Here is a 24,390-nt window from a genome sequence, read left to right as displayed (position 1 = left end):
CAAATGGAACCCAATTAGAAGCTAAAGTTCAAGCCAAAGGTGTAGGTACGCGCCAGTGGGTAAGAACCATAATCTTCACCAGTAGTCAGGGAGTTATCGGGGCGGTCGCTGATTTCTGGGTTGAAGTAAGGATACTTGCTCCAAGTGATCGGGTTCAATACAGAGAAATAAACTCGTGCTCCGGCGATATTCGCTTTTGCCAAAGTTTCACTGTTAAAGGTATAGCCCAACGTCAGGTTGCGTACGCGTACATACGACCCATCCTCGATGTGCCAGCTGGAAGTGATCCCGTTGCCACCAGTAGCTAAACGGTTGGCGCGGTTGACAAACCCTGTACCTGGATCACTCGGAGATTTGTAATAGCCCAATACTTCGCTGGTGTTGTTGAAGTTACCTTCCACGTTGGCAAAGTAACGGTTGAGCAATGCCATTACTTTGAAGCCCTGGCTCCCCTGGATGGCGATGTTCAGGTCAAAGTTTTTGTAACGGAAAGTGTTGCTGAACCCAAAGGTGTACTTGGGCTGGAAGTTGCCGAGGATCTTGCGGTCACTTGCATCGATTTTTTTGTCGCCATTGACGTCTTCAAATTTAAAGTCACCCACTTTGGTCGGGTTAGTGGTTTTTGCCGAAGCGTCCAAATCCGCCTGGTCTTTGTAGATGCCAATTACATTGTATACATAATAGGAGGCAATCGTTTCGCCAATTTGGGTAATGAAATAGGTGTTACCCGTGCCACCCGTTTGGATAATCGGCGCACCGGATGGTCCAAGCTTGGTCACCTTATTCTTGTTGGTAGAAAAATTGGCGTTTCCTTCAATGGCAAAATTTGTACTCAAACGTTTGTTGTACCCCAAGGAAACTTCAAACCCACGGTTGTTCATTTCACCGATGTTCTGGAGGTAGGTATTGAATCCTGAACCACTGGGTACTGGCAAATTCAACAGCAGTTTGCTGGTATTGGAATTGTAGTAATCAACGGTCAAGTTCAAGGCTGATTTAAAAAAACTGATGTCTACACCAATATCGGTACTGGCCGTATTTTCCCAGGAAAGGTTATCGTTAGCCGGAGTAGTGATGGAAATCCCGTTGTTCAAGGCAGAATTGCCAAAAATGTAGTTGCTGTTGGTGTTGCTCAACTGGGCGCGTGAGCCGTAGTTGGGGATTTGGAAGTTACCCGTCAAACCATAGCTGGCCCGGATTTTGAAAGCATTGATGGCTCCTGAGTTACCAAAAAAGTTTTCCTTGGCAATGTCCCATGCAGCAGATATCGAAGGGAACAAAGCCCACTTGTTGTTGGCCCCAAAACGGGAAGAACCATCACGCCGAGCGGAAGCCGAAATGAAATATTTGCCAGCATAATTGTATTGGGCTCTGGCCAACAAAGAAAGCAAGCTCCATTGTTGCAAAGAAGAGCTACCGGACAAAATCTGGCCTGCATTCAGCGTGGATACTGCATCCGTTGGAAAATTATTGGCTGTCAAGGTGTTGCGATCCTGATTTTCTTTCTGGGAAGAATATCCTGCTAAAAGATCCAATTTGTGATTGCCAAATAATTTAGAATAGGTCAGGGTATTTTCAACCAACCAGTTGGAGAATTGATCGGTATTGGAAAATCCGGTTGATACCGAGCGGCCAAGCACCCCCTGGGTTGGCAAATTGGAAGGACGGTAGTAATCGCGGCGAAAGGTGTTGACGTCGGTAGCAACGGCCAAGCGGTATTTCAAACCTTCCAGGATTTCGTATTCGCCATAAGAGTTGGCCAACAGACGGAAGTTTTTGATTCGGTCTTTGGTCTAATTCGCTACGGCAACCGGGTTCAACTGGTTGGTTTGCCCATACCCCCATACGTTTACAGAGTCAGCAAAGGTACCATCTGGATTGTATACCGGAAAAATTGGGGCATAACCCAAGGCCATTGAAACGACCCCAGAGTTGGGAGCGAACCAGGGTCCTTCAGAATTAACCACTTGATTGGTAGAGAAAGAAGGACTCATGTTGACGCCAAAACTGAATTTATTCAATTTGGCATCTACTCGGAAACGGGTGTTGTAACGGGTCAGGTTGTTGTTGATTACGATGCCATCCTGGTTCAGGTAAGCACCTGAGAACAAAAACGTGACGTTCTCTGTACCTCCGCTGACGCTCAAGGTGTGGCTCTGCATGGGCGCCTGGCGGAAAATTTCGTCTTGCCAATCGGTATTGGTCAACCCTTGTTGGCCAGCCAGATAAGGAAGAATTTGCGGGGGAACACGCAGCGCCGGGTTGGTCGGACGAACGCTATTTGGATCGGTGGGTTTACCAGTCGGTACCGCGTCGAAATAGGCATTGTTGTGGCCGTCGTACACCACCTGGGCGTATTCGTAGGCGTCCAACAAATCTACTTTTTTGTTCACTTCTTGCAGGCCGTAGCTGCCGTCGTAGTTGATTCTAAGCTTTCCAGATTTTCCTTTTTTGGTAGTAATCAGCACCACCCCACCGGAACCTCTGGAACCATAGATGGCGGCAGAGGCCGCATCTTTCAATACGTCGATGGATTCAATGTCGCTAGGATTCAAGGAAGCCAAAGGGTTGAATGGCTGCTCATAGCTGTTTACCCCATTGGAAGCACTGCGGGTATCGTTGGTTACAGGAATACCGTCGATCACAAATAGAGGGTTGTTGCCTGCGCTGATCGAACTCACCCCACGGATGCGGATGGACACGTTGCCACCTGGTGCGCCGCTGGTTTGAATGACGTTTACACCCGCCATTTTACCCACTAAAGCCTGATCGAAAGAAGTCACAGCCTGTTCTTTGATGTCCTTGGCCTGTACAGATGCAACCGAACCCGTCAGGTCGCGCTTGGCCCGCACTCCATACCCGGTAACCACCAAGGTGTTGAGGTTGGTGGAGGAAGCCTTCAGGTTGACGGACAAGTTGTTCTTTGCTCCGGCTTTTGCAGTATAGGTAATGACTTGTTCTTCGTATCCAATGTACGAGACGATCAATGTAGAGGGCTCATCGGTCGGTAAGGCAATTGAAAAATTACCTTCGATGTCGGTGACGGTGCCTTTATCCGTACCTTTTACCCGGATCGAAGCTCCAATCAAAGCTTCACCCGATTCCGAGGCTACTTTCCCTTGAACGATTTCGTCGGCAATGGTCATTTCCAGGGACGCATTGCTTTCAAAAGATGGGTGGGAAAAAAGGGGCTGACTAAGGCTTAAAAACGAGATCATGGCGAAACTCCAAAGGCTTATGGCCTGTACATTGGAGTGTCGATCCTTACGGCGTGCAAGATTCATAGTGGTGAATTTGTTTAAAAAATCTTAAAGTAGAATAATGTGTCTGTGTAGATTTCAACACAAAGGTAGGAGTGATAAAACGCAAGGATTGACTGGGAAGGAATAAGAAATTGTAAGGCTTTGATTAATGTTTTAGCATAAAAAACGGCAAAAACGGCACTATGTCCAGTGCTTAGTTAACACAGAAATATCCATGTTTAACAATTTGAATGCAGAATAGACTAAGTAGCTATGCCTTGTGTTGTTTGGAGTGTAAACTTGAAAAGTTGCTTGTACATTTCTTGTTAAAAATGGATTAAGATCACCCAAAGATGTGAACTTTTTTTGCATTCGCTTTTTGCGGTATTTTGCCAAATCTTAACCCAAAAAGCACATTTGATTCATCTATAGCTTGTATTCTTGCAATTTGCTTCAACGTTAAACGCCACCTTATCATGAAAATATTGCTTGGTTTAATCCTGACTGGATTGTTTTGGATTCCTGGTATGACCCAAACCTCTACCGAACTTTTTCGTGTCAAATCCCGCCACGCCACCCAGGCGGTGGCTGTCGATAGTTTGCATTTTTACGCCATTTCCAATTCGCAGATTGTGAAATACCGCAAAAGCAACAAAGACAGCGTAGCCAGCTGGTCTGGTCCGCTCAAACACCTCAACAGCGGGATCATCATCAATGGCAAACTCTATTGCGTCAATTCCAATTACCCCGAAAAACCCATGGCCAGTTCGGTGGAGATTTTTGACCCCAAAACGCTCCAACACATCGGCAGCCAAAGTTTTGGCATTTATGAGGGATCCTGCACTTGGGTAGACTGGTACGAGGGGCATTGGTACGCCTATTTTTCGCAGTACGAAAACGAAGGCGGTGAGCCTGGCCGAGGGGTACAGTACAGCTCACTGGTGCAATTCGATTCCGAATGGCGGCGCACTGCTGGCTGGATACTACCCAAAGCGCTGGTGGAGCGCATCCGGCCCATGAATTTATCAGGGGGGACGTTTCGCGAAGATGGTTTGTTGTATTGCAGCCCGCACCACGATTTGGAATTGTACATTTTGCGCATTCCCAACATTGGATACGAATTGGACTGGGTCAAAACCATTCCGGTACCTTTCCAGGGGCAAGGTATTGCGATAGATCGGTATCAGAAGAATGTGTTGTATGGCATTCACCGGGGCACGAGGGAGGTGATTTCGATCAAGTTGGAGTGATCACCACTTCAACCATTTGCCCACATTCCGCTGCCCCTCCACGGCCACTTCAATCGCGTAAAAACCAGCGGGCAATCCATCAAAAGCAGTCAAGGGAATCCGATTCTCCCCCGCTCTAAGGCTTGTTTTAAAAGTGGTACCCTGGCCACTTGCTGCAATTGCCCGCACAGTGGCCTCAGTAGTTTTGGGTGAGGTCAAGGTCAATGTTGCCGCTCTGTATGATGGATTGGGTTCAATTTGTAGCTTGAATTTCGCCTCTTCCAAGAACTGTCTGGTTGCAACCAAAGGATCAGTTACTACGATCCGCACATTGCGCAGGTCTTCTTTGTACACCACTATTTTGGGCAATACCACCAAGCCGTCCGGACGAACCGTCACCTTTCCGCTTTGCAGAATGGCATTGGTGGCGAGGTCACGCACTTGCCAGTTTACTTCACTGCCCGGGCGAGGGCTAAATTTCTGTAGCCTTCTCAATGCCAAATCTGCGATCAAGGAATTGATCGGGCAATTGTCGTTGGTAAAACTGGCTTTTGACTCCAACCAAACAATGGCAGACCACATGCCAGCCTGATCTTGAATGCCGTTGAGGTCCCAACGGTGAAATCCGCCCCAGGTGCCCCAATTGTCGCCGTCGCCATTGTTGATACCTAATTTTCCAGTGCCGGGATCATTGTTGTTGGGGTCGAGGCGGTGATTGAAAAATGCGGGGTAAGATTGTTTGCTGCTGAACAATTCCTGGGTGGCCAGGTTGTCCAGAGCGGTTTGATTACTGGCACCCAGTCCTTGAATCCAGTGGTAGTTCAATTCATCGTAGGTATGTTGGCGTTCATCCCAAGAGATTTGGGCGCCTAGGCCCAGGCTGTCTGCCTTGCGGTACTGAGCGACCAGGTCGGGGCCCCAGTGCATGCGGTCGTTGATGTCATTTTTTCCGGCCCAGGTTCTAAAAATAGGTAAATCTCGGGTAGCGGAAAGTGAGGTCGGGAGGTCAAATACTTCGTTGATGCGCACGGCCTGGCCATTGGGGTAACGCAAATTGGTAGGCAGGTTTTCTTCCACCGTACCGTGAATTTGGGTAATTGTTGCTTCGTTGACCCGGCGAAAACCATTGTTGAAGGCGCTGATGGTGGAAAAAAACTCGGGAAAAGCCTTCCCCAGAGCAGATACCCCACCTGAGCCCATGCTGTATCCCTGGAGTGCTACCCGATTGGGGTCCACGCGGTAGTTGCGCTGAATCCAGTTGTTTATCCACAAGATGCGCCGCTGGGTGTAATTGATGAGGGTATCGCCGGGCTTGGCATCGGCAATCGGGTCAAAAGGATTGTAACTCTTTGCCCAACCGAACCAGGCAGTGCGGCCGGAAGTTACCACCGTATCCCCTTCATTTACGATGATGCGGGTAAAATCATCGGTATGGGAAACGGAAATACCCAATCTGGGGGCGATATTGAATTGGCCCGTTTTGTCGGCGGTATGGTGTATGGCAAGTCCGCCGCCACCGTGCATCCAGTGGGTAGCAGGAATCAATTTGCCCCCGCTGGTATCCATATTGAGGGCTTCACTGACGATGAACATGGCGGGCATGCCGTTTTTATACACATTGGCCATCACCGGGAAGTCGGGGCGCCCAGCCGATTGGTCTTGTTTGCCCAACAGCCACATTGCGTACCATTTGGCGGGATAGCCGCCGTTTAAGGTATTGGCCAATTGCAGGTGGCAGTTGACAGGCTCTTTGATGGGGTCGTAGGTGTATTTTACCGCCGCCGTTGTGAGGTTTACGCCAGCATTCACGGCGGTTTTGCCCCATTCTACTACTGCGTAATAGGCTGAACCGGAGTTGGTGACGGTTTCCACAAACAGCCCTTCGCCTGGTGCCAGCGTATAGGTGCTTCCATCGGGTTTGGGGATGGTGTAGGTAAACTGTTTGTTGGAGGTTTGTTCGATGAAAGTTCCGGGCAAATACTCGTAGGCAAAGGGCCGGCCGATGGGCGTAGCCTGGCTGACATTGTTGAAGGCAGCTGTGCTTTTGTAAATAGCGTAAGTTTCTGGCAGGGGCAGTTTAGCTTGCCAGATGACCCATACCTGTCCTTGCGCATACCAGGCGCGGACATTGGTTTGAGCAAAAGCCAAAAAGACGGTCAACAACAATTGGAAGGTCAAAAAAAGACGCAAGATGTGGTGTAGGTTCATGTGATAAGGTGTTTTGATCACCTCAAATGTAGGGGGAGTTGAGTGGGTGGGAATCACACTCAGGGGTGATTTTGGGCTGATTTTTATTTTTTACAACAATTCCTCTACCGAATCTGCCACCTCCAGCAACTGCCCCGTCTCATGCACCCACAAAAAAACATTTTCCCGCAATTCGGACATGTCCACTTCGGAGGGTAGTAACACGAGGTAATCGCCCCAGCCATTTTCGGCGATGGCGACAGCCAGGGTTGGGAAGCCTGGCCAGGTTCGGGCCACGTAAGTTTCAAGCACCAGGTGGTTGCTGGTGCGGCTGATTCGCTTTTCATCAGCGCGATCAAAGATGGGAAAAATGGACCAGGAATGTTCTGTAGTGATGATCTCGCCACCATTGTGTTCGATCATCTTCCGTTTGTAATGTTCTGGAAGCAAAACAGATAGCTCTCGTTCTGCTTCCAGGATGTATTTCGGGTCAAGCGGGAAGGGCATAATCGAAGGTTTATAGGGGAAACTGAACGATACCCCGCACGGGGTATACCTGCGAATGTAATTTAATTCACAGTCCTAATGAAGTTTTATCCCCGGTTCTGCAAAAAAAGCCAATTGAACTCATGCTGAACAGGTACATTATTCTTTCATCATTTCATCAACAATCGCCTTGCGGAAATCCAAAAACACCGCTTTCAAATCGCTTTCTGCATCGGTACCGTAATTGATCAGGTAGGCCATCGTGATGTCCTGGTTGGGGAAATAAAATAAATCCGCCGTATAACCCAGGTCGCGCCCCCGGTGGCCAAGGGCGTATTGATTGACCGGTCGGTCCAAAAAGTCCTTGCGGATGGTAACCCCATACGCCTCCAGTTCAGGAAGGTCTTCGGCACTGATGCGGGTCATTTCCTGTAAAATTTGGGCTTTCAGCAGGGTTTTTTCTCGCAATAAGGCTTCAATGAAGCGTTGCAGGTCAAACACAGTTGAATAAATCCCTCCATATCCATTGCCGCTTCCGGTATTCAGGTTGGCAATGTTGACTATAGTATGGTTGTTGTACAGGTCAAAGTAGCCTTGCGCAACAAAATTGGGCAGGCCTTCATGCCAGTGGTAGTAGGTATCCTCCAAATCCAGGGGGTCGAGGATTTTTTCGCGCAACAAGCGGGCGTGGTCTTGTCCGGTAGCCCCTTCAATGGCCATGGCTGCGTAGAGCAGGTTGGTGTTGGAGTATTCCAGTTGGGTGCCGAGTTCAAAAACTGGATCAAGTCCTTTTACATATTTCAACAAGTCTTCGGGCGTCCAGAATCTGCCGGGGTTATTCAATACCGCCAGGTAAAAACTGCTTTGCTCAATGACGTCGGGGATACCCGAGGTATGGTTCAATACCTGGCGTAAGGTTACTTGTTTGGCATTGGCTACATTGTCCAGGTGTTTGGCGGCAACGTATTTGCTCAAGGGGGCATCAAGCTCCATTTTTCCCTCTTCAACCAGTTTCATAATCAAAGCTCCGATGAATATCTTGGTTATGCTGGCGGCTTTGGATACATGGCAAGGTTGCATGGCAATCCCTTTGTCGATGTCAGCCATACCTGCCGCACCGTACCAAGTCCCATCTTCATCGCGGATCAAAAGGGAGATGCCCGGCAAACCCTTGCGGACATAATCATTCAACACCTTTTGATAGGAGGTAGCTTTGGGGTGTGGGGCTGGGGAGCTTGTACTGCAACTTTGGGTGGGTTGAATTTCATTTTGTTTACAGCCCAGCGGCAACAGCAAAACGAAACTCAAGAGCAAAATGAAAGAAGATTGAATCGTTTTCATGGCTATTGCTTTTGGTGAAAAAATGGGAAACTCAGTCCCAGGTGCATAGCGATATTGGGCAAAATGGGAACGTACTCATTCACAAAAGGAAACTGCACATAGAATTGGTAAGCCAGGAATATTCTGGGGGTATTGCTTTCAGGCAATTGATAGCCAAGCCCCAAACTCAAAGAGGCAGCTACCTGGGGCCGACCCAGGCTTGTTTTTTGCGCATAAACGCCTTCGTTTAGTTCAAAAATCTGGGCAGCGGAGATGGAGTGCAAATACCCCAGTCCAAACCTGCTTTCCAAATCCAGCGGATTGCCAAAATGGTAGCGATACCCCACTTCACTCATCAATTGTACACTATGCTGGATATAGCGGTGATAGTGGTAGGCAAACCTGGCGGTTTGAAACCAATCGTGATGCGGACGGGTGCTGTACAGGAATTCGGTACCCAGAGAAATACCTGGATGAACCGGAGTTCCCCAAACTCCCAACTTCCCCGCACCGGGTAAAAGGGTAGCATTGTTGAACAAGGAAAGGACGAGTGGGCGAGATACCTCTTGCTGGGCACTTGTTTTGGTGTTCAACAAAAAAAGTAAAGCAAGCCCGATGATCCACCTGATTTGGCGTGTTTTCATGTTGTCCTGCTTTTGAGTAACGCAGAAAAATTGGGAAGTAATTTTTTGCGCCACAGTAGATGAATAAATTGTACAATTAAGCTACAACTTACTTCCTAGGCTAGCAGGCATATGGATCAGGTCATGGGGTGACTTTTGTCATCAATTTTAAGCGTCATCATTGCCCCAACGGAATAAATTACTCGCCTAAAACTAGGGAATTTGGCGCGGCATCTTTGCAATGTACCGTTAGGTGGGACTCACATTACGCAGTTTTAAAACGCAGAGTTTCACAGAGTACACGCAGAGTTTCACAGAGTTTTTAGTTTTAAGGAGTTTTGCCATCTTCGATGGCTGAAGGCCGGGCACTAATGAATTTTGATTTTTTCATACCAACTGCTATTCAGTGCGTTCTCTGAGTAATCTTTGCCATCGTAGATGGCCTAACTTAAAAACTCCGTGGAACTCTGCGTGTACTCTACGAAACTCTGCGGTTAAAAAAACTGAAGTTAAATAGAATAAGGCTATGCACTTTAGCTGCACCTTTTCAGAATCAAACTTGCGTAATGTAAGTAAATTATTTTTAGAAAATATTTGGGTAGTTCTTCCAAAGAATTTAATTTTATGGCTACTTACACAGCCTTTCTATATTTTTCAACACCTCTGATTTATAATATTCGGATAACCCTGCCTTACTGTTTCATCTATCCAGATGACAATCAATCAGAGAACAAACCTAAAGCTAATGTCTAAAAACGAGCTTAATTTTAAAGTGATTGGCTGTGCTATGCGTGTTCACAGTGCTCTTGGTCCGGGGTTACTTGAAAATGCCTATGAAGCATGTTTGTGTTATGAATTAAAAGGGATAGGCCTAAAAGTAACTCAACAAATGAGCCTACCATTAATGTACAAAGAAGTCAAATTAGATGTAGGATACAGGATTGATTTGTTGGTTGAGGATCAGCTTATTCTTGAAATCAAGGCTGTCGAAAACATCAAAGATGTTCACCTAGCTCAAATGTTGACTTACCTTAAGATTGCTAAATGCACCAATGGGTTGATATTAAACTTCAATGTAGTCAGTATGAAAGATGGGATTAAGCGTGTAATCAATAGTATCCCAACTTCGAAAAGTCAAGTTTTTTAGGGACAGGTAAATAATAAAGTGCCACTTCATTTTTTTACCACAGAAAACACGGAGTACACGCAGAGTTTCACAGAGTTTAAGCCACCTTCGGCGGCTAAGATGACTCAGAGGCGCATGGAATAAATTCTAATGTATAACAATCAAAATTTAATAGTGTCCGGCCTTCAGCCACCGAAGGTGGCAAAACTCCTAAAAACTAACTCTGTGAAACTCTGCGTGTACTCCGCGAAACTCTGTGGTAAAAAAACATTTATTCAGAATTTATGCCTTCAAACCACCATGCATCTGCTTGATCTGGCGCAAAATGGGGCGTTTTAATTTTTGCTCAAAAGCACTCATGTGATCTATTTCATCCATTAATGTTTCCAGTTTTTCTTTGGCCTCATCTACTCTTTTGATTTCAATTAAGAACTTGTAAAATTCGACCCGGTGGGGGAAATTGGTGAATTGAAGGTCCATGGCAGAAAAATTGACTTCTGCTTCTTCTACCTTACCTGCATAAAAACAAGACCAGGCATAGGCTATTCTTGCTTCGTCATGCTGGAAACTTTTCTCCTGCAACAATTTTTGACCACACTCAATGGCCGCTGCATAGTCCTTATTCAAATACAATACCCGCAACAGTTTTTTGATCAGGTGCGGATCGTCGGCATATAAGCCTTGTAAACAGGATTGATATAGCGGTATGGCCTCTGCAAAACGTTGGTGTTGGACATAAGCGTCCGCGAGCTTTACCTTATTGGTGATGGTAGGCGCGTATTTGATTTCCTTTTCTAACTTGTTGATTTGGTAATTGCTGTTGACCAGGTTTTTTACCCCTTCCTGCACGTCTTCCAGGTTGCGTCGACTGGCAAAGTTGTCATACAGGTAAATCAAACAGCCAATTAAGGGAATAAAGATGATCAGCCAAAGCCATTTTTGGTGAGTGTTGTTGCGGTAAGCATGGTATAAGCAAAATGCTTGCAACAACAAAATTGGGGTGTAATAGCCGTACATAGCAACTTAGTGTTTAGAATAATCAGCAGTCGGGGATAAACCCGGCACAAAATAACGTTTTAGGCGCTTTCATTGGTTCCCTTAGGCTGATAAAAAATGATCACTTATTTTTGCCCCACTACTCAGTCTCTAACTCTTCGTCAACCAACTGGTCTTTTCCAAAAAACAAACGATAAAAGGGTCGGCTGAACCCAATTTTTACCAAAAAAAACAAGGCTACACAGTACAGGGTGCTGAACAAAATCACCGCAAAACAAATCGATTGAATGATCACCCCATCCACATGCCCTCGCTGCAAGGGTAAGGTGGCAATGACCGCTGCGCCCAAACCTTTCGGAATCATGATCGACATGATGGACTTGTCCAACAGTGGCGTATCCTTGGTGACAATTAACTTGACAATGATGATGCGCGCAGCATAAAGGACCAGGGTAATGATGGCGCCCCACATAAGCCAGTCCAAACGATTGATCTGGATGCTGATGCCAATGAATACAAGGAAAAAAGTACGCAACAAAAAGACCAGTTCACTGAAAAAATCCTTTTCAATTTGGGACAAAACAATGCTTTGATTGGGAATAATCCGTTCCAGCAATTTGGGCTCAAAATACTGCAAATTGCCAATCGCAATGCCAAAAGACAAAGCAGTTATCGGGCCGCTATAATTGAGGTATTCCGTAAGCCCGTACAGGATAAATAAAAAGGCGGGAGTGGAAAATTTGGTCGATTTAAGGTTGGGCGTTTTGTTGAGGATAAAAGACCATAAAAATGCTCCACCAATCCCAATGAGCAAAGCAATGACCAGCGAAGCAATAAATTGCGACAATACCATACCTGCCTGGATCTCCCCACGCATCATCAAGCCCAAAATACTCAGTGGAATGGCTAGGGTGAACACATCCGTTTCTGCTGATTCCATGATCAGCGTTGTAGCCGTTTTGGGCTTTACGGCTACTTTTTTTACCAACCCGATCACCACCGCAGAGGAAGTCCCACCCAGGGTTGCTCCGATAAAAAGGCAGGTCAGAATGGACAAATGTAAAATCAAATAGCACATGACTGCCACGGTAACCCAGGTAACCAAAAAGCCTAGAGTCGTAATCCCAGCCGATTCTTTAAAGGAAGCTTTGACCTCGGAAATGCGCAAATCAGTACCACTTTCAAACAAAATAAAAATCAGCACCAGGTTGCTGAACAAGGGGCCGAACTGACCAAAGGAAGTTGGATCAACCAGATGAAAAATGGGCCCCAACAACATCCCGATTAGCATCAACCCCAACACATCGGGGATACTCCTGCGTTCAAACACCCCATTGAGGTAATGCCCCCAGAAAATGAATAAGCCAATGATGATGATAATTATGGATGTTTGCATTGGAATCAGTGTCTTTTTACAGATGTACATAAAGCTAAGTAAATAATACCGAATGCCAGATCCAAACCATAAAAAATTCAATTTTTGCAGCAGGAGAGCACAGGATAGCAGCGCACAAGGTTTTCATTTATTTTGTAAGCATTACCTTTAGCTTGTTTAAGTTTTATAGGCAAATCAAATAATCTACTCTGCCATGATCGTAAACGACCAAATTCAATACCATAACCAGGCACAATTGCCTGAACACGAAACCCGGCTGAGCTTCATCGAAGGAGTGCTGGAGCGCAAGGGCTTTAATGTGGCCCAAGTTGTCGAAAAAATCCGGGACTTTCAAATTGCCATCCCCAGCTGGGCACTGGGTAGTGGTGGCACCCGCTTTGGGCGTTTTAGCATAGGTGGTGAGCCGCGCAACCTGGAAGAAAAAATTGAAGATGTGGGTTTGATCCACCAGCTCAATCGATCGGCCAATTCCATTTCCCTGCACATTCCCTGGGACATTCCCAAGGATGTACCCGCCCTCAAACAATTGCTCACGCACCACGGTCTGACCATCGATTCGGTCAATTCCAATACCTTTCAGGACCAAAAGGATCAGGCCTACAGTTATAAATTTGGCTCCCTTTGCCATACCGAAACGGTGGTCCGCCAACAGGCCATCGATCACAATATTCAATGCGTGGAGTATGGCAAACAGCTGGATTCCAAAGTATTGACCGTATGGCTAGCCGATGGCTCCAACTTTCCGGGCCAACACCACCTTCGCCGTGCTTACCAACGCACCTTCGAATCCCTGGCTGACATTTATGCTGCCATGCCCGACGATTGGACCATGCTCATCGAGTACAAACCTTACGAACCCAATTTTTACTCCATGGTCATCCCCGATTGGGGTACTTCTTATTCTTTGTGCCAATCCGTGGGTAAAAATGCACAAGTCCTGGTCGATTTGGGCCACCATTTGCCCAACACCAATATTGAGCAAATTGTAGGCCGGCTGATGCATTTTGGTCGACTGGGTGGTTTCCACTTCAATGGCTCCATGTACGGCGACGACGACCTGACTACGGGCAGCATCAAGCCCTTCCAGTTGTTCCTGATTTTTAACGAACTGGTTGACGGCATGAACGACCCCGCGGTGAGAAACCCAAACATCGCCTGGATGATCGATGCCAGCCACAACACCAAAGACCCCATCGAAGATTTGTTGCAATCCGTCAATGGCATCCTCTCGGCTTACGCCCGGGCACTTTTGGTAGACCGTGCAGCACTGAATCAGGCCCAGGAAGAAAACGATGTCGTTCAGGCCGAGGAACTCCTGCGCGATGCCTTCCTCACCGATGTACGCCCGCTGGTGGCTGAAGCCATGCGTTTGGAGGGTGGCGCCATCGATCCATTGGGCGCTTTCCGCGCAGCTCAGGTTCGGGTCAATTTGATTGAAAAAAGAGGTAAATTCAGTACGGCAACGGGCTTATGAAAACAGCGGCATTTGCAATTTTTGATGTAGGGAAAACCAACAAAAAACTCTTGCTTTTTGATGAGAAATTTCAACCCATCGAAGAGCAAAGCCAAAATTTTCCAGAAACCTGCGATGCCGATGGTTTCCCTTGCGACGATTTGAGCTTACTCAATTCCTGGTTGCTGGATCATTGGGAAAACCTGCGTTTGCGATCTGGCATCGTGCTCAAAGGGGTCAATTTTAGTGCTTATGGGGCCAGTTTTGTGCATCTGGATGCTGAGGGCCAGGCGATTGGGCCTTTGTACAATTATTTGAAGCCCTTGCCCTCCGACTTGCAGACCGAGTTTTACGCAGACATCCAGCAACATGATGGCCAGGATCAGGAAGCTTTTGCTGCCATAACTTGCTCGCCCACCATGGGCATGCTCAACTCTGGCTTACAATTGTACTGGCTGGCTCGCAGCCAAGCGGAGGTTTTTCAACCAATCAAAACAGCACTGCACCTGCCACAATACCTTTCCTATTTGTTATCAGGTGAAAAGTTCAGCGATTACACCTCGATTGGTTGCCACACTGCCTTGTGGGATTTTCAGGTGGGGGCGTACCACCCCTGGGTCAAACGTTGGGGCATTGAGGAAAAACTGGCGCCGATCACCAAAGATCCCATTGCTACGGTAAAGGATGGGGTGATGATCGGGGTGGGTTTGCACGATAGTTCGGCGGCGCTATTGCCCTATTTGTTGCGGGGAAAAGAGCCCTTTATGCTGCTATCTACAGGTACTTGGTGCATCAATCTGAATCCTTTTAATGAGGAGCACCTGAGCCCTGAGGCATTGCGTTGTGATTGTTTGGCCTACCTTACACCCAAAGGCAATCCGGTCAAAGCTTCCCGGGTCTTTTTTGGACGAGAACACGATCACCAGGTGGAACGCATTGCCCAGCATTATGGTGTCGAAATTGGTTTCTACAAAAAACTAAATGGCCGTGAGCAAGTCGGTATCCAATCTGGCTTTGTGCCCGCTTGTATGGAGGGCACGGGACCCGAGCCGACCCTGCAAAATGGCAATTGGGATTTTTCGGCTTGCCCTGATGCCATTTCTGCCTACTACAGCTTAATGCGGGGCTTGATGGATTTGTTAAAAACCGCCATTGATCTGGTCGACAATGGGGTGCCCCAATTTTATGTAGATGGCGGCTTTGCCCAAAATCCCATCTTCATGGCCATGCTTGCGGTCGATTTCCCCGACAAACAAATTGAAGCGCTCGAATTCCACCAGGCCACCGCGCTGGGGGCTTTGATGCACTTGAAAAATGGGCAGGCTTATCAACAGTCGATGCCACTTTTTACTTGATCGTAGGCAAGCGCCATTCGTAGCGCACGGCCAACTGTCGAATGCCAAACACCACAATAATGGTGACAATCATTTTCCAACGGTAATCAAACCCCAATAGCCCCAGGAACAAATAAAACAAGCCACCCAATAAACACACGGTTACATACAATTCAGCTTTGGGCTGAAACACCTGGGGGATTTCGTTGCACAACAAGTCGCGAAGTACTCCTCCAAAAGTAGCTGAAACTGCACCCATGACCACCGCCACCGCTGGATCAAGCCCCAAGGCCAGGGTTTTTTCCATACCCAAAACGGTGAACAAACCAAGCCCCAAACTATCGAACCACAAAAAGGTACGAGGAAAGCGCAAAATGGTTCTGCGGAAATAATAAACCACGGGCAGTGCGGCGAGGATGGCGAACAAAAAATTGGTGTCCCGCATCCAGCCCACGGGCAGTCGGCCAATCATCACATCGCGGATGGTTCCTCCGCCCACCGCAGTGGCCCAGCCAATGATCGCTGCCCCGAATATGTCGAATTTTTTTTCGGCAGCAGTGGCCATTCCGCTGATGGCAAATACGAATGTACCCAGGAGTTCGAAAAAGTAAATGATGTCCATTTTATCCAGCCTTTTTGCTTACTTTATTGCACGAAGGTAAAGTCAAAGTAAATGTGTTCGGCACCTCGCCTTCGGCGATGCGCGAACATTTTTCAGCCACAAATCACACAAATTTTCACAAATTAAGGACGAACCTTGTTCGTCTCGGTAGCACAAACGCAAGTTTGTGCCTCAATTTGTGAAAATTTGTGTCATTTGTGGCTAAATTTCTAAAAACACTCCACCGCAGGTGGGGTGGTACTTTTACAAATCAACCACTACTCATACAACCATAAACCTTTTTCAAAACATGAGATCGCTCTACCTACTACTTTTACTTTTAGGCTTTACCATAAGCGCACACAGCCAACTTACGGTAAATAGCCTCACTTGTGAACACCTCGTCAATCCCATGCCGCTGGATGCCAGCAAGCCCCGCCTGAGCTGGAAACTGAACAGCCCCCAGCGCAACATCCTACAAACTGCCTACCAAATCCGGGTAGCTACGGCAGCGGATTTCAACAAAAAAAGCCTGATCTGGGATTCTGGCAAACTGAATTCTGCACAATCCATCCTTCAGGAATACGCCGGACCAGCCTTACAAAGCGCCAAACGTTACTACTGGCAAGTCAAGGCCTGGGACAACCAAAACCACGAATCCGCCTGGAGTGAAACAGCCTGGTGGGAAATGGGCCTGCTCAAACCCGAAGACTGGAAAGCTTCCTGGATTGAGCCCGAACTGACGGTTGATACCAAATCGATGCCACCTCCGCCCCTGACGCGTAAAGAATTTAGCCTGGGCAAAAAAATCCAGTCTGCCCGCCTGTACGCCACCAGCCATGGCCTCAATTTTATGGTCATCAACGGAAAAAAAGTAGGGGAAGATCTGTTTACGCCAGGATGGACGGCTTATCAGGATCACCTGCAATACTTCGTATACGACGTTGGCAGCATGCTCAACCAGGGCCCTAACGCCATCGGTGCGGTACTCGGTGACGGCTGGTACCGGGGCTACCTCGCCTGGGAAGACAACCGCAATGTATATGGCGAAAAACTGGCACTGCTGGCACAATTGGTCGTCACCTTCACGGATGGTTCTCAACAAGTCATTAGCACCGATGCTACCTGGAAAGCACAAAACAACAGCGCCATCCGCATGGCTGACTTGTACAATGGTGAGACTTATGATGCGCGTATGGAAATTCCCAATTGGTCCAAACCAGGCTTTGACGATAAGGGCTGGTGGGCGGTAAACGTGGCCAATTTTCCAAAGAACAACCTCATCGCCCCTCAAGGACCACCGGTTCGCCGCATTCAGGAGCTGAAGCCCCAAAAAATGATTACCACGCCACAAGGTGACAAGGTCATCGATTTTGGGCAAAACATCACGGGCTGGATTCGTTTTAAAGTCACTGGTCCAGCCGGAACGAAGGTTACCATCCAACACGCCGAAGTATTGGATAAAAAAGGCAATTTTTATACCACCAACCTGCGCCACGCGAAGTGTGAATTGAACTATACCCTCAAGGGAGTTGGAGAAGAGGTTTTTGAGCCGCATTTTACCTTCATGGGCTTCCGCTACATCAAAATCATCAACTATCCTGGTACTTTGAGCGCTGACAACTTTACAGGGGTGGTGATCCACAGCGACATCAAAAAAACCGGAGATTTTTCCTGTTCCAACCCCTTGCTCAACCAATTGCAAAGCAACATCCAATGGGGCCAGCGCGGCAACTTCCTCGATGTACCCACCGATTGCCCCCAACGCGACGAGCGCCTGGGTTGGACGGGTGATGCGCAAGCCTTCTCCCGCACTGCTGCTTACAACTACCAGGTAGCGGGCTTTTTCAACAAATGGCTGAATGACCTGATCGCCGATCAGGGTGAAAATGGCGGCGTGCCCCACGTGATCCCCGATGTGTTGCAACGCAAAGAAAAAAAGAACCTCACTGGCTCTTCGGGTTGGGGCGACGTATGTACCATTGCGCCCTGGAACCTGTACCAGGTTTACGGCGACCAACGCCTGCTGGAACGGCAGTACAACTCGATGGAAAAATGGGTAGCCTGGATCACCACCAAGGCCCCAGACGGCCTTTGGAAAGGCGGGCCCCACTTTGGCGACTGGTTGTTTTACCAGGCCCAAATCAGTAACCCTACTGAAAAAAGTGGCTACACCGACCCGGATTACATCGCCACTGCTTTTTATGCCAACTCGGTGGACATCTTGCGCAAAACGGCTCAGGTTTTGGGTAAAAAAGCGGATGAAGCAAAATATGCTGCCTTGTTTGAAAAAATCAAAAAGGCCTTCAATAACGAATACGTGGCGGGTTCGGGGCGGACAATTTCGGATTCTCAAACTTCGTATGTGCTGGGTTTGACCTTCAACTTGTTTGAGGAGAAACATCGGGCTGCGGCCACTGCACAGTTGGTACGCGACATCAAATCGCGCGGTAACCACTTGTCGACGGGCTTTTTGGGCACTCCTTACCTCTGCCATGTCTTGTCCGACAATGGGCATACCGATGTGGCCTACGACCTCTTGTTCCAGGAATCCTATCCTTCCTGGTTGTACCCGGTCAAAATGGGCGCCACCACCATCTGGGAGCGTTGGGACGGCATCAAGCCCGACAGTACTTTCCAGGACGCGGGCATGAATTCCTTCAACCACTACGCCTACGGCGCCATCGGCGACTGGATGTACCGCGTAACGGCTGGCCTGGAAATCGGACAGGTGGCTTACAAACACATCCTGATTCAACCGCAGCCTACGCCCAAGTTGAATTTTGCGAAAGCGAGTTTCCAAAGCAGTTACGGTGAGATTGTCTCCGGCTGGGAACGCCAAGGGGGAAAGATCAAACTGACCGTCAAAATTCCAGCGAATACTACGGCTACGGTGACGCTGCCGACGAAGGATGCGGGCGCGGTGCGGGAAGGTGGAAACCTGGTGGCGAATGCGAAGAGCACGGCGAAGGGGGTTGTGGTTGAAGTGGGGAGTGGGGAATGGGTGTTTGAGTTTTAGGATGTATCTTGGGTGTGTACATCAAAAGGTTTTTTCGAGTGACGAGTGCAGAATACATGACTTACGAGTTTAGAAGTGAGCTACCGCAGCGGCTTGGACACAGCCTTGGTCAAAGATGCTGCGGTAGCTCACTTCAAAAAGTCATGTATTCTTAACTCGGAACTCAATAAAATAAGAAAATTGCCAATTGACTGATAATCAAATCGTCTCACGCTATTTAGAGGACAACCAATATTCCGATTTTCAAATTTCCATTCTTGCATATTTTTTCAGAAATGCCGACATTGCAAGAGAAAAGGTTCAAAAATTCATTAAGGCTTTGCCTCCAAGCATAAACAAAAATGCCATGAGTACTTATGATTTGATTGTTGAAGAAGGGGTTGCAAAAGGAATTGAACTAGGTCGAGAAGAGGGACGCTTAGAAGGACGAGAGGAAATGCTTATACAAACCACACGAGAAATGCTCCTCAAGGGTTTAGATTATAATTTCATCATCGAAATTCTGCATGTAGAATCCGAGTTTATTGATGGCGTTAGCGAAGCGTTACTGCTGGAACAAGAGGGGCTTTCTTCTGAGGACACCGCCAACAATGCCCCAACTCCACCTATACAATGACCTACACCTGCCCCTCCTGCGGCGAAACCCACGATTCCTGGCCAGCCCTCGTCTTCCGCGCGCCCGACAGCTACGTCCATCTTTCCGCTGAAGAAAAAGAAAATATAGCCTTTTTAAACAGCGATTTCTGCGTCATTGAATACCCCGATCAAACGGATCGCTTCATTCGAGTCGTGATGACTCAAAAAGTCAATGACCATTGTTCAGATTTGGAATACGGCATTTGGGTAAGTTTGAGCGAAAAAAGTTTCAACGATTACAACGACAATTTTGAGAACCCAAACCACCAAGTCGAATACTTTGGCTGGTTGAGCAACAAGCTACCCGATTATACTTTTAAGGATTATATTCCCTGCCTTGTCCAGACCCGTCCAGATGGCCAACGCCCGGAAATTGTACCTCGTCCCGATTTTGACCACCCTTTTGTTCAAGACTATTACGCTGGCATTACGAAGGCTGAAGCCGAGCTGCGCATTCAAATGCTATTCAATCGTGGTCAAAATCCCAATTAAATCGCTCATTTTTTCCCACCCCTGCTTCACAATCGCCAAATTTTTCCCTACTTTACCTCTCTCAATTGATCGCAAACTATTTCTGGTTTCAACCCTCAATCCTACACCTACATGGAAAGTTTCAACATCAATCGCCGCCGGTTTTTAAAAGGTGCCACTGCCGCCTTAGCTCTCAACACCTTGGGCTTATATGGCATCGACCTGATCAACCCTGCCGCACCCCTGAAGGTGGGCTTGATTGGCACTGGCTGGTATGGAAAAAGTGACTTATTCCGTCTCATTCAAGTGGCACCCGTGGATGTGGTTGCGCTGTGTGATGTAGACAAAAACATGCTGACTGCAGCCGGGCAACTGGTGAGTCAACGCCAAAAATCGGGCAAAGTGCCCAAGTTGTATGGCGATTACCGCAAAATGCTCTCCGAAAACCAGATGGACATTGTCCTCATTGGTACACCCGACCATTGGCACGCCTTACAAACCATCGAAGCCGTTAAAGCTGGCGCAAATGTGTATGTGCAAAAACCAATCAGTGTCGACGTACTGGAAGGGGAAGCCATGCTGGCCGCTGCCCGCAAATACAACAAAGTTGTCCAGGTAGGTACCCAGCGCAAAAGTACCCCCCATCTGATCGATGCCAAAACCAACATCGTCGACGCTGGCCTGCTCGGCAAGGTTTCTCACGTTGAAATGTGCTGCTACTTCCACATGCGCAACAACGGCAACCCACCCGTACAACCCGTCCCCGACTTTTTGGACTATGAAATGTGGACTGGGCCTGCACCCCTACGCCCCTACGACGGCCTGCCACACATCCGTTGGTGGCGCACCTTCAAGGAATACGGCAACGGCATCATGGGGGATATGTGTGTACACATGCTAGACACCGTGCGCTGGATGCTCAAATTGGGCTGGCCAAACTCCATTGAATCCAGCGGGGGGATTTTGGTACAAAAAGAAGGCAAATCCAATATCGCCGATACGCAAACTGCCATTTTCAAATTTGATGAACTCGACTGCGTATGGCAGCACCGCACCTGGGGCACGCCACCCAACCCAGAGTATCCCTGGTCATTCACGCTGTATGGGGAAAAAGGAACTTTGATTGCCAGTACCATGCGCTACGATTTTATCCCGGTAGATGATAAAGCTCCAAAAATTCACAAGGATGTTGTCTACGAAAAAGAAAAATACCCGGAAGACCTGACTGAGGAGCGCATTGAATTGAATGCTGCCCCGGCAACTCGCCTGCACATGCTCAACTTCCTGGAAGCCATTGATAAAAAGAGTCGCCCGGTAGCCGATATTGAAGAAGGACATATTTCTACGGCGAGTTGTATCCTGGCCAATATTGCCATGGAAACCGGACGGAAACTCACTTACGATCCCAAAAAACGGATTGTAGTGGGGGATAAGGAAGCAACGGCATTGTTGGCAAGGCCGTATCGGAAGCCTTGGGTGCATCCTGATCCAAGTAAAGTGTAAATTAGCTTTGACTACTAAGGTGCATCCAAGGTGCCTTTGGTTTCTAAGGTGTTAAAATAAATGTTCTTCACCACCTTAGAAACCAAAGGCACCAAAGGGGCACCTCAGGTTAGACATGAGGCTTAGCCTACAACATCATCCCTTCAACAACTCAATCCTCTGCGCATTGATTCAACGCGCATCTTCTGTACACAGAAAAGCCACCACTCCACCAATGTCTTCTGGCAAACCAATTCTGCCCAGCGCAGTTAGCAAGGCAACTTGAGCATTCAGGGCCGCATTGATGTGTATTGCACAGGCATAGTATGCTCAAAAAAAGTAGAGTATCGTATGTACTGTCCCAATGCTGGGTGTTTAACAATATATTGTTGCAATTTAAGGGTTTTAGACGCTAGATAAGAAACTTAACAATTTAAGATCAAAATCAACAATTCTTCAATAGCGCATATAAAAAAATACTTCATACTCAGTACAAACATTCTCAGATAGCCTTATCTAAAAAAAACACCTTAGCCATGAAAACACTGATAACAATCCTGGCCCTTTTGCTGGGCGCCCCAATGCTCTTCACTCAAGAATTGATGGTAACTTTTGCTGCCAACCTGGATAATTCTGGGGGGGCCAATCGTTTGGACATTAGTGGTGCAGATATTTATTGTGCCCGGTTCAATCCCGAGCAGGCCAAGGTTTCAGCCATAAAACGCCTGACCAATACGCCAAATGAAGGAGAATATTTTCCATCCTTATCTCCCGATTTACAATGGGTTGCCGCAGACCGATTACAAGGGAATGTACACGAAATCATTCTAATTCACCTTGCCAGTGGAAGCATCGCCTCTGTTTACCGGAACGGGCGTTTTCCGGAATGGTTGAACAATTCGGAATTGTTGTTGACGCACACAACCCAGAGTTTGCAGGATATTTACAAACTCAACCTCGATTTAAGTACATCGACTCCTAAAGTAAAACAAATCGATCGCATTACCGATCGCACCCGTTGCCCAGGTACTTCCATTGGGGCGGATGCCTTTCCTTATGCTGATGGGAGCAAAATCATGTTCAACACCCTGCGAAGCAGTGGCGAAACTGGTGCTGCGGTGGCAAGCATCAACCTGGATGGTACCGGCTTTAAATTACTCACAGACTGGAATGGGGCAGGGCACACCGCGCCCAATGCGGATGGAAAATTCATTGTTTGCAGCCATTCTCAAAGTGGCAAAACTTCCTTGATCGAGGTCAAAAATGATGGATCCACTTCTTTTCGTAATCTGGATGGCCCATCTACCAGCGCTGCTTTCATGCAACAATTCGATACTCGTTTCAAGAATTTTACTTTTGGCAATTACAGTTACCAAACCTGGGGAGCCCATGAACGTGCAGTGTTCCAAACCGCCCAAGCCGTGAAAGAAGCGGAGAACAAGTCTATTTCCAGATTGATTTACACACAATACGATGAAAACTGGCAAAATCCGCAGATTGTTGATTTTTCGAAATTGGTAGAAGCCTTCTTAGGCAAAACTGGAAAGGACTTCACTACTTCGTCGGCCAGGCTCATGACCACTACGGTTAATCCTGTTGCGAGTACTACGGTCCCCATTTACCTCAATTTCGTCACCCACAATGAGCCTACGGACAAGTTAGAATATGAAAAAAATCAGGCCGATTTTAATACAAGTACCAGTTTGGTGCGAGAATTTGCGAGCGCCGTCATTAACAAAAATGCAAGCTGGAACCTTCAAACCTCACCCAAATACCTCATGGGGGTAATCAAATGGGAAAATGCAGTCAACAGCAGTATGGATGTACTTGAAAGTATTCACAACGCCCAGCAAATTGACGTAGACCCTCGGCAAAAGACCGGGCTAGGTTACAATCAAAATATTGCTGACGTAGCTTATTTGTTAGGCACTATTGGCGTGAGTGACTCCAAAACTGTGGGCGGATTCATCGCCTCTCCTGCCCAAAATGCGGACTGGGAAAAATACCTGAGTCCGGTTAAGGGAGTGGTGTATCCCAATACCAGCTGGCAAGCAGAGATTCTTTGGGGGGCAGCTTCATTTGGTCACCAAAGTGATGACCTTCAAAACTATGGCATTTGGAAACCAAAAGATAAGGCCAATTTCGGTACACATGAACCCAAAAACAGTGCCTGGTTCATTGGCAATGGTTGCTCCAATGTACTTTTTGCCAATACCAATCCTGATAGCATTTTGCAAAACATCAAAAATGTAATGCGTGCTATTGAAACCGGAAAAATGCCTGCAAACAAATTTTACTCCATGACGATCATGACCAATCAGCGGGATTTTTCTGCGGCTTACCTGCAAAAAATCAGTTGGCTGATAGATTCTCTCAGCACTTATGTCAAACAAGGAAAAATTGTGTGGGCTACCTTACAGGAAAAGCTGGATTACTTCGAGGATTGGAGCATAAAACAAAAATTGAATTATTCTCAATACAGTTGTGCAGAAACTCCCTTGCTTACCAATTCCAGCGAACCTGTACCTACGCCACTGAAAATAGCTATTTTTCCAAATCCAAGCCACGGGGTGGTCAACATTCAAGGAGCACTGGGTTGTCAATTAGAATTATTCGATTTGGCTGGGCGGCGATTAAAGAGCCAACAGATGGTGAGTGACAATGAAGCGCTTGATTTGAGTTTTTTACCCAGAGGTATGTTTATCCTACGCCTGCGCAATAAGGACGGGCGCAATGGATTTGTGAAACTGGCACTTGAATAAACTAGGTAACAAAGCTTGGGCTAGAAT

The 24,390-nt window shown here is 47.4% G+C and carries 16 protein-coding genes and 2 pseudogenes; 9 read left to right on the top strand and 9 right to left on the bottom strand.

Going from position 1 to position 24,390, the window contains the following annotated elements; translation table 11 throughout:
- Positions 1-14: 14 nt before the first annotated feature.
- Positions 15-3,146, bottom strand: a pseudogene (locus SFV55_RS08315) (SusC/RagA family TonB-linked outer membrane protein).
- A 572-nt stretch (positions 3,147-3,718) separates the two neighbouring features.
- On the opposite strand from SFV55_RS08315, the gene SFV55_RS08310 reads away from it, so the two are divergent.
- Positions 3,719-4,492, top strand: coding sequence for a hypothetical protein (locus SFV55_RS08310; RefSeq protein ID WP_320029025.1), 774 nt, complete (start codon positions 3,719-3,721; stop codon positions 4,490-4,492).
- Here the strand turns inward: SFV55_RS08310 and SFV55_RS08305 are convergent, their stop codons facing one another.
- The 4 genes from SFV55_RS08305 to SFV55_RS08290 form a co-directional block, all read right to left on the bottom strand.
- Entirely contained in the window at positions 4,493-6,679 is a 2,187-nt protein-coding gene (locus SFV55_RS08305) for a hypothetical protein (protein WP_320029024.1), read from the bottom strand.
- 90 nt (positions 6,680-6,769) lie between these two features.
- Entirely contained in the window at positions 6,770-7,165 is a 396-nt protein-coding gene (locus SFV55_RS08300) for an SMI1/KNR4 family protein (protein ID WP_320029023.1), read from the bottom strand.
- Between the two features lie 138 nt (positions 7,166-7,303).
- Positions 7,304-8,485 carry a serine hydrolase domain-containing protein gene (locus SFV55_RS08295; RefSeq protein ID WP_320029022.1) on the bottom strand — a complete coding sequence of 394 codons (1,182 nt, stop codon included), beginning with the start codon at positions 8,483-8,485 and terminating at the stop codon, positions 7,304-7,306.
- Positions 8,486-8,487: 2 nt separating this feature from the next.
- Positions 8,488-9,108 carry a hypothetical protein gene (locus SFV55_RS08290; RefSeq protein WP_320029021.1) on the bottom strand — a complete coding sequence of 207 codons (621 nt, stop codon included), beginning with the start codon at positions 9,106-9,108 and terminating at the stop codon, positions 8,488-8,490.
- Positions 9,109-9,832: 724 nt separating this feature from the next.
- Here SFV55_RS08290 and SFV55_RS08285 point away from each other — a divergent pair.
- The gene (locus SFV55_RS08285) at positions 9,833-10,234 is read left to right on the top strand and encodes a GxxExxY protein (protein WP_320029020.1); all 402 of its coding nucleotides are present in this window, start codon (positions 9,833-9,835) and stop codon (positions 10,232-10,234) included.
- Between the two features lie 261 nt (positions 10,235-10,495).
- Here SFV55_RS08285 and SFV55_RS08280 read toward each other — a convergent pair whose 3' ends face one another.
- Both SFV55_RS08280 and SFV55_RS08275 read right to left on the bottom strand, forming a co-directional pair.
- Positions 10,496-11,230 (bottom strand): PLDc N-terminal domain-containing protein, encoded by a 735-nt coding sequence (locus SFV55_RS08280; RefSeq protein ID WP_320029019.1) that lies wholly within the window; start codon positions 11,228-11,230, stop codon positions 10,496-10,498.
- 118 nt (positions 11,231-11,348) lie between these two features.
- Positions 11,349-12,605 (bottom strand): cation:proton antiporter, encoded by a 1,257-nt coding sequence (locus SFV55_RS08275; RefSeq protein WP_320029018.1) that lies wholly within the window; start codon positions 12,603-12,605, stop codon positions 11,349-11,351.
- Positions 12,606-12,798: 193 nt separating this feature from the next.
- On the opposite strand from SFV55_RS08275, the gene SFV55_RS08270 reads away from it, so the two are divergent.
- Positions 12,799-14,079 (top strand): TIM barrel protein, encoded by a 1,281-nt coding sequence (locus SFV55_RS08270; protein WP_320029017.1) that lies wholly within the window; start codon positions 12,799-12,801, stop codon positions 14,077-14,079.
- Positions 14,076-15,413 carry an FGGY-family carbohydrate kinase gene (locus tag SFV55_RS08265; protein WP_320029016.1) on the top strand — a complete coding sequence of 446 codons (1,338 nt, stop codon included), beginning with the start codon at positions 14,076-14,078 and terminating at the stop codon, positions 15,411-15,413. The genes SFV55_RS08270 and SFV55_RS08265 overlap by 4 nt, the downstream gene beginning before the upstream one ends.
- Here the strand turns inward: SFV55_RS08265 and SFV55_RS08260 are convergent.
- Entirely contained in the window at positions 15,406-16,014 is a 609-nt protein-coding gene (locus tag SFV55_RS08260; RefSeq protein ID WP_320029015.1) for a trimeric intracellular cation channel family protein, read from the bottom strand. The genes SFV55_RS08265 and SFV55_RS08260 overlap by 8 nt on opposite strands.
- A gap of 289 nt (positions 16,015-16,303) precedes the next feature.
- Between SFV55_RS08260 and SFV55_RS08255 the strand changes: the two genes are divergently transcribed.
- From SFV55_RS08255 to SFV55_RS08240, 4 genes are all read left to right on the top strand, one after another.
- Positions 16,304-19,012, top strand: coding sequence for a glycoside hydrolase family 78 protein (locus SFV55_RS08255; RefSeq protein WP_320029014.1), 2,709 nt, complete (start codon positions 16,304-16,306; stop codon positions 19,010-19,012).
- Positions 19,013-19,199: 187 nt separating this feature from the next.
- Positions 19,200-19,628, top strand: coding sequence for a hypothetical protein (locus tag SFV55_RS08250; protein ID WP_320029013.1), 429 nt, complete (start codon positions 19,200-19,202; stop codon positions 19,626-19,628).
- A complete protein-coding gene (locus SFV55_RS08245) occupies positions 19,625-20,140 on the top strand; it encodes a DUF2199 domain-containing protein (protein ID WP_320029012.1) in 516 nt (171 codons plus the stop codon). The genes SFV55_RS08250 and SFV55_RS08245 overlap by 4 nt, the downstream gene beginning before the upstream one ends.
- Before the next feature lie 111 nt (positions 20,141-20,251).
- Positions 20,252-21,622, top strand: a complete 1,371-nt coding sequence (locus SFV55_RS08240; protein ID WP_320029011.1) for a Gfo/Idh/MocA family oxidoreductase — start codon at positions 20,252-20,254, stop codon at positions 21,620-21,622.
- Positions 21,623-21,793: 171 nt separating this feature from the next.
- Here the strand turns inward: SFV55_RS08240 and SFV55_RS30185 are convergent.
- A pseudogene (locus SFV55_RS30185) lies at positions 21,794-21,904 on the bottom strand (short-chain dehydrogenase); the annotation flags it as partial.
- Positions 21,905-22,137: 233 nt separating this feature from the next.
- Between SFV55_RS30185 and SFV55_RS08235 the strand changes: the two are divergent.
- Entirely contained in the window at positions 22,138-24,363 is a 2,226-nt protein-coding gene (locus SFV55_RS08235; protein ID WP_320029010.1) for a T9SS type A sorting domain-containing protein, read from the top strand.
- Positions 24,364-24,390: the final 27 nt, after the last annotated feature.

The organism is Haliscomenobacter sp. (assembly GCF_033763495.1).
Lineage (GTDB): Bacteria > Bacteroidota > Bacteroidia > Chitinophagales > Saprospiraceae > Haliscomenobacter.
Note: the sequence above shows the minus strand (reverse complement) of the source record. Positions and strands in the feature narration are given on the sequence as shown.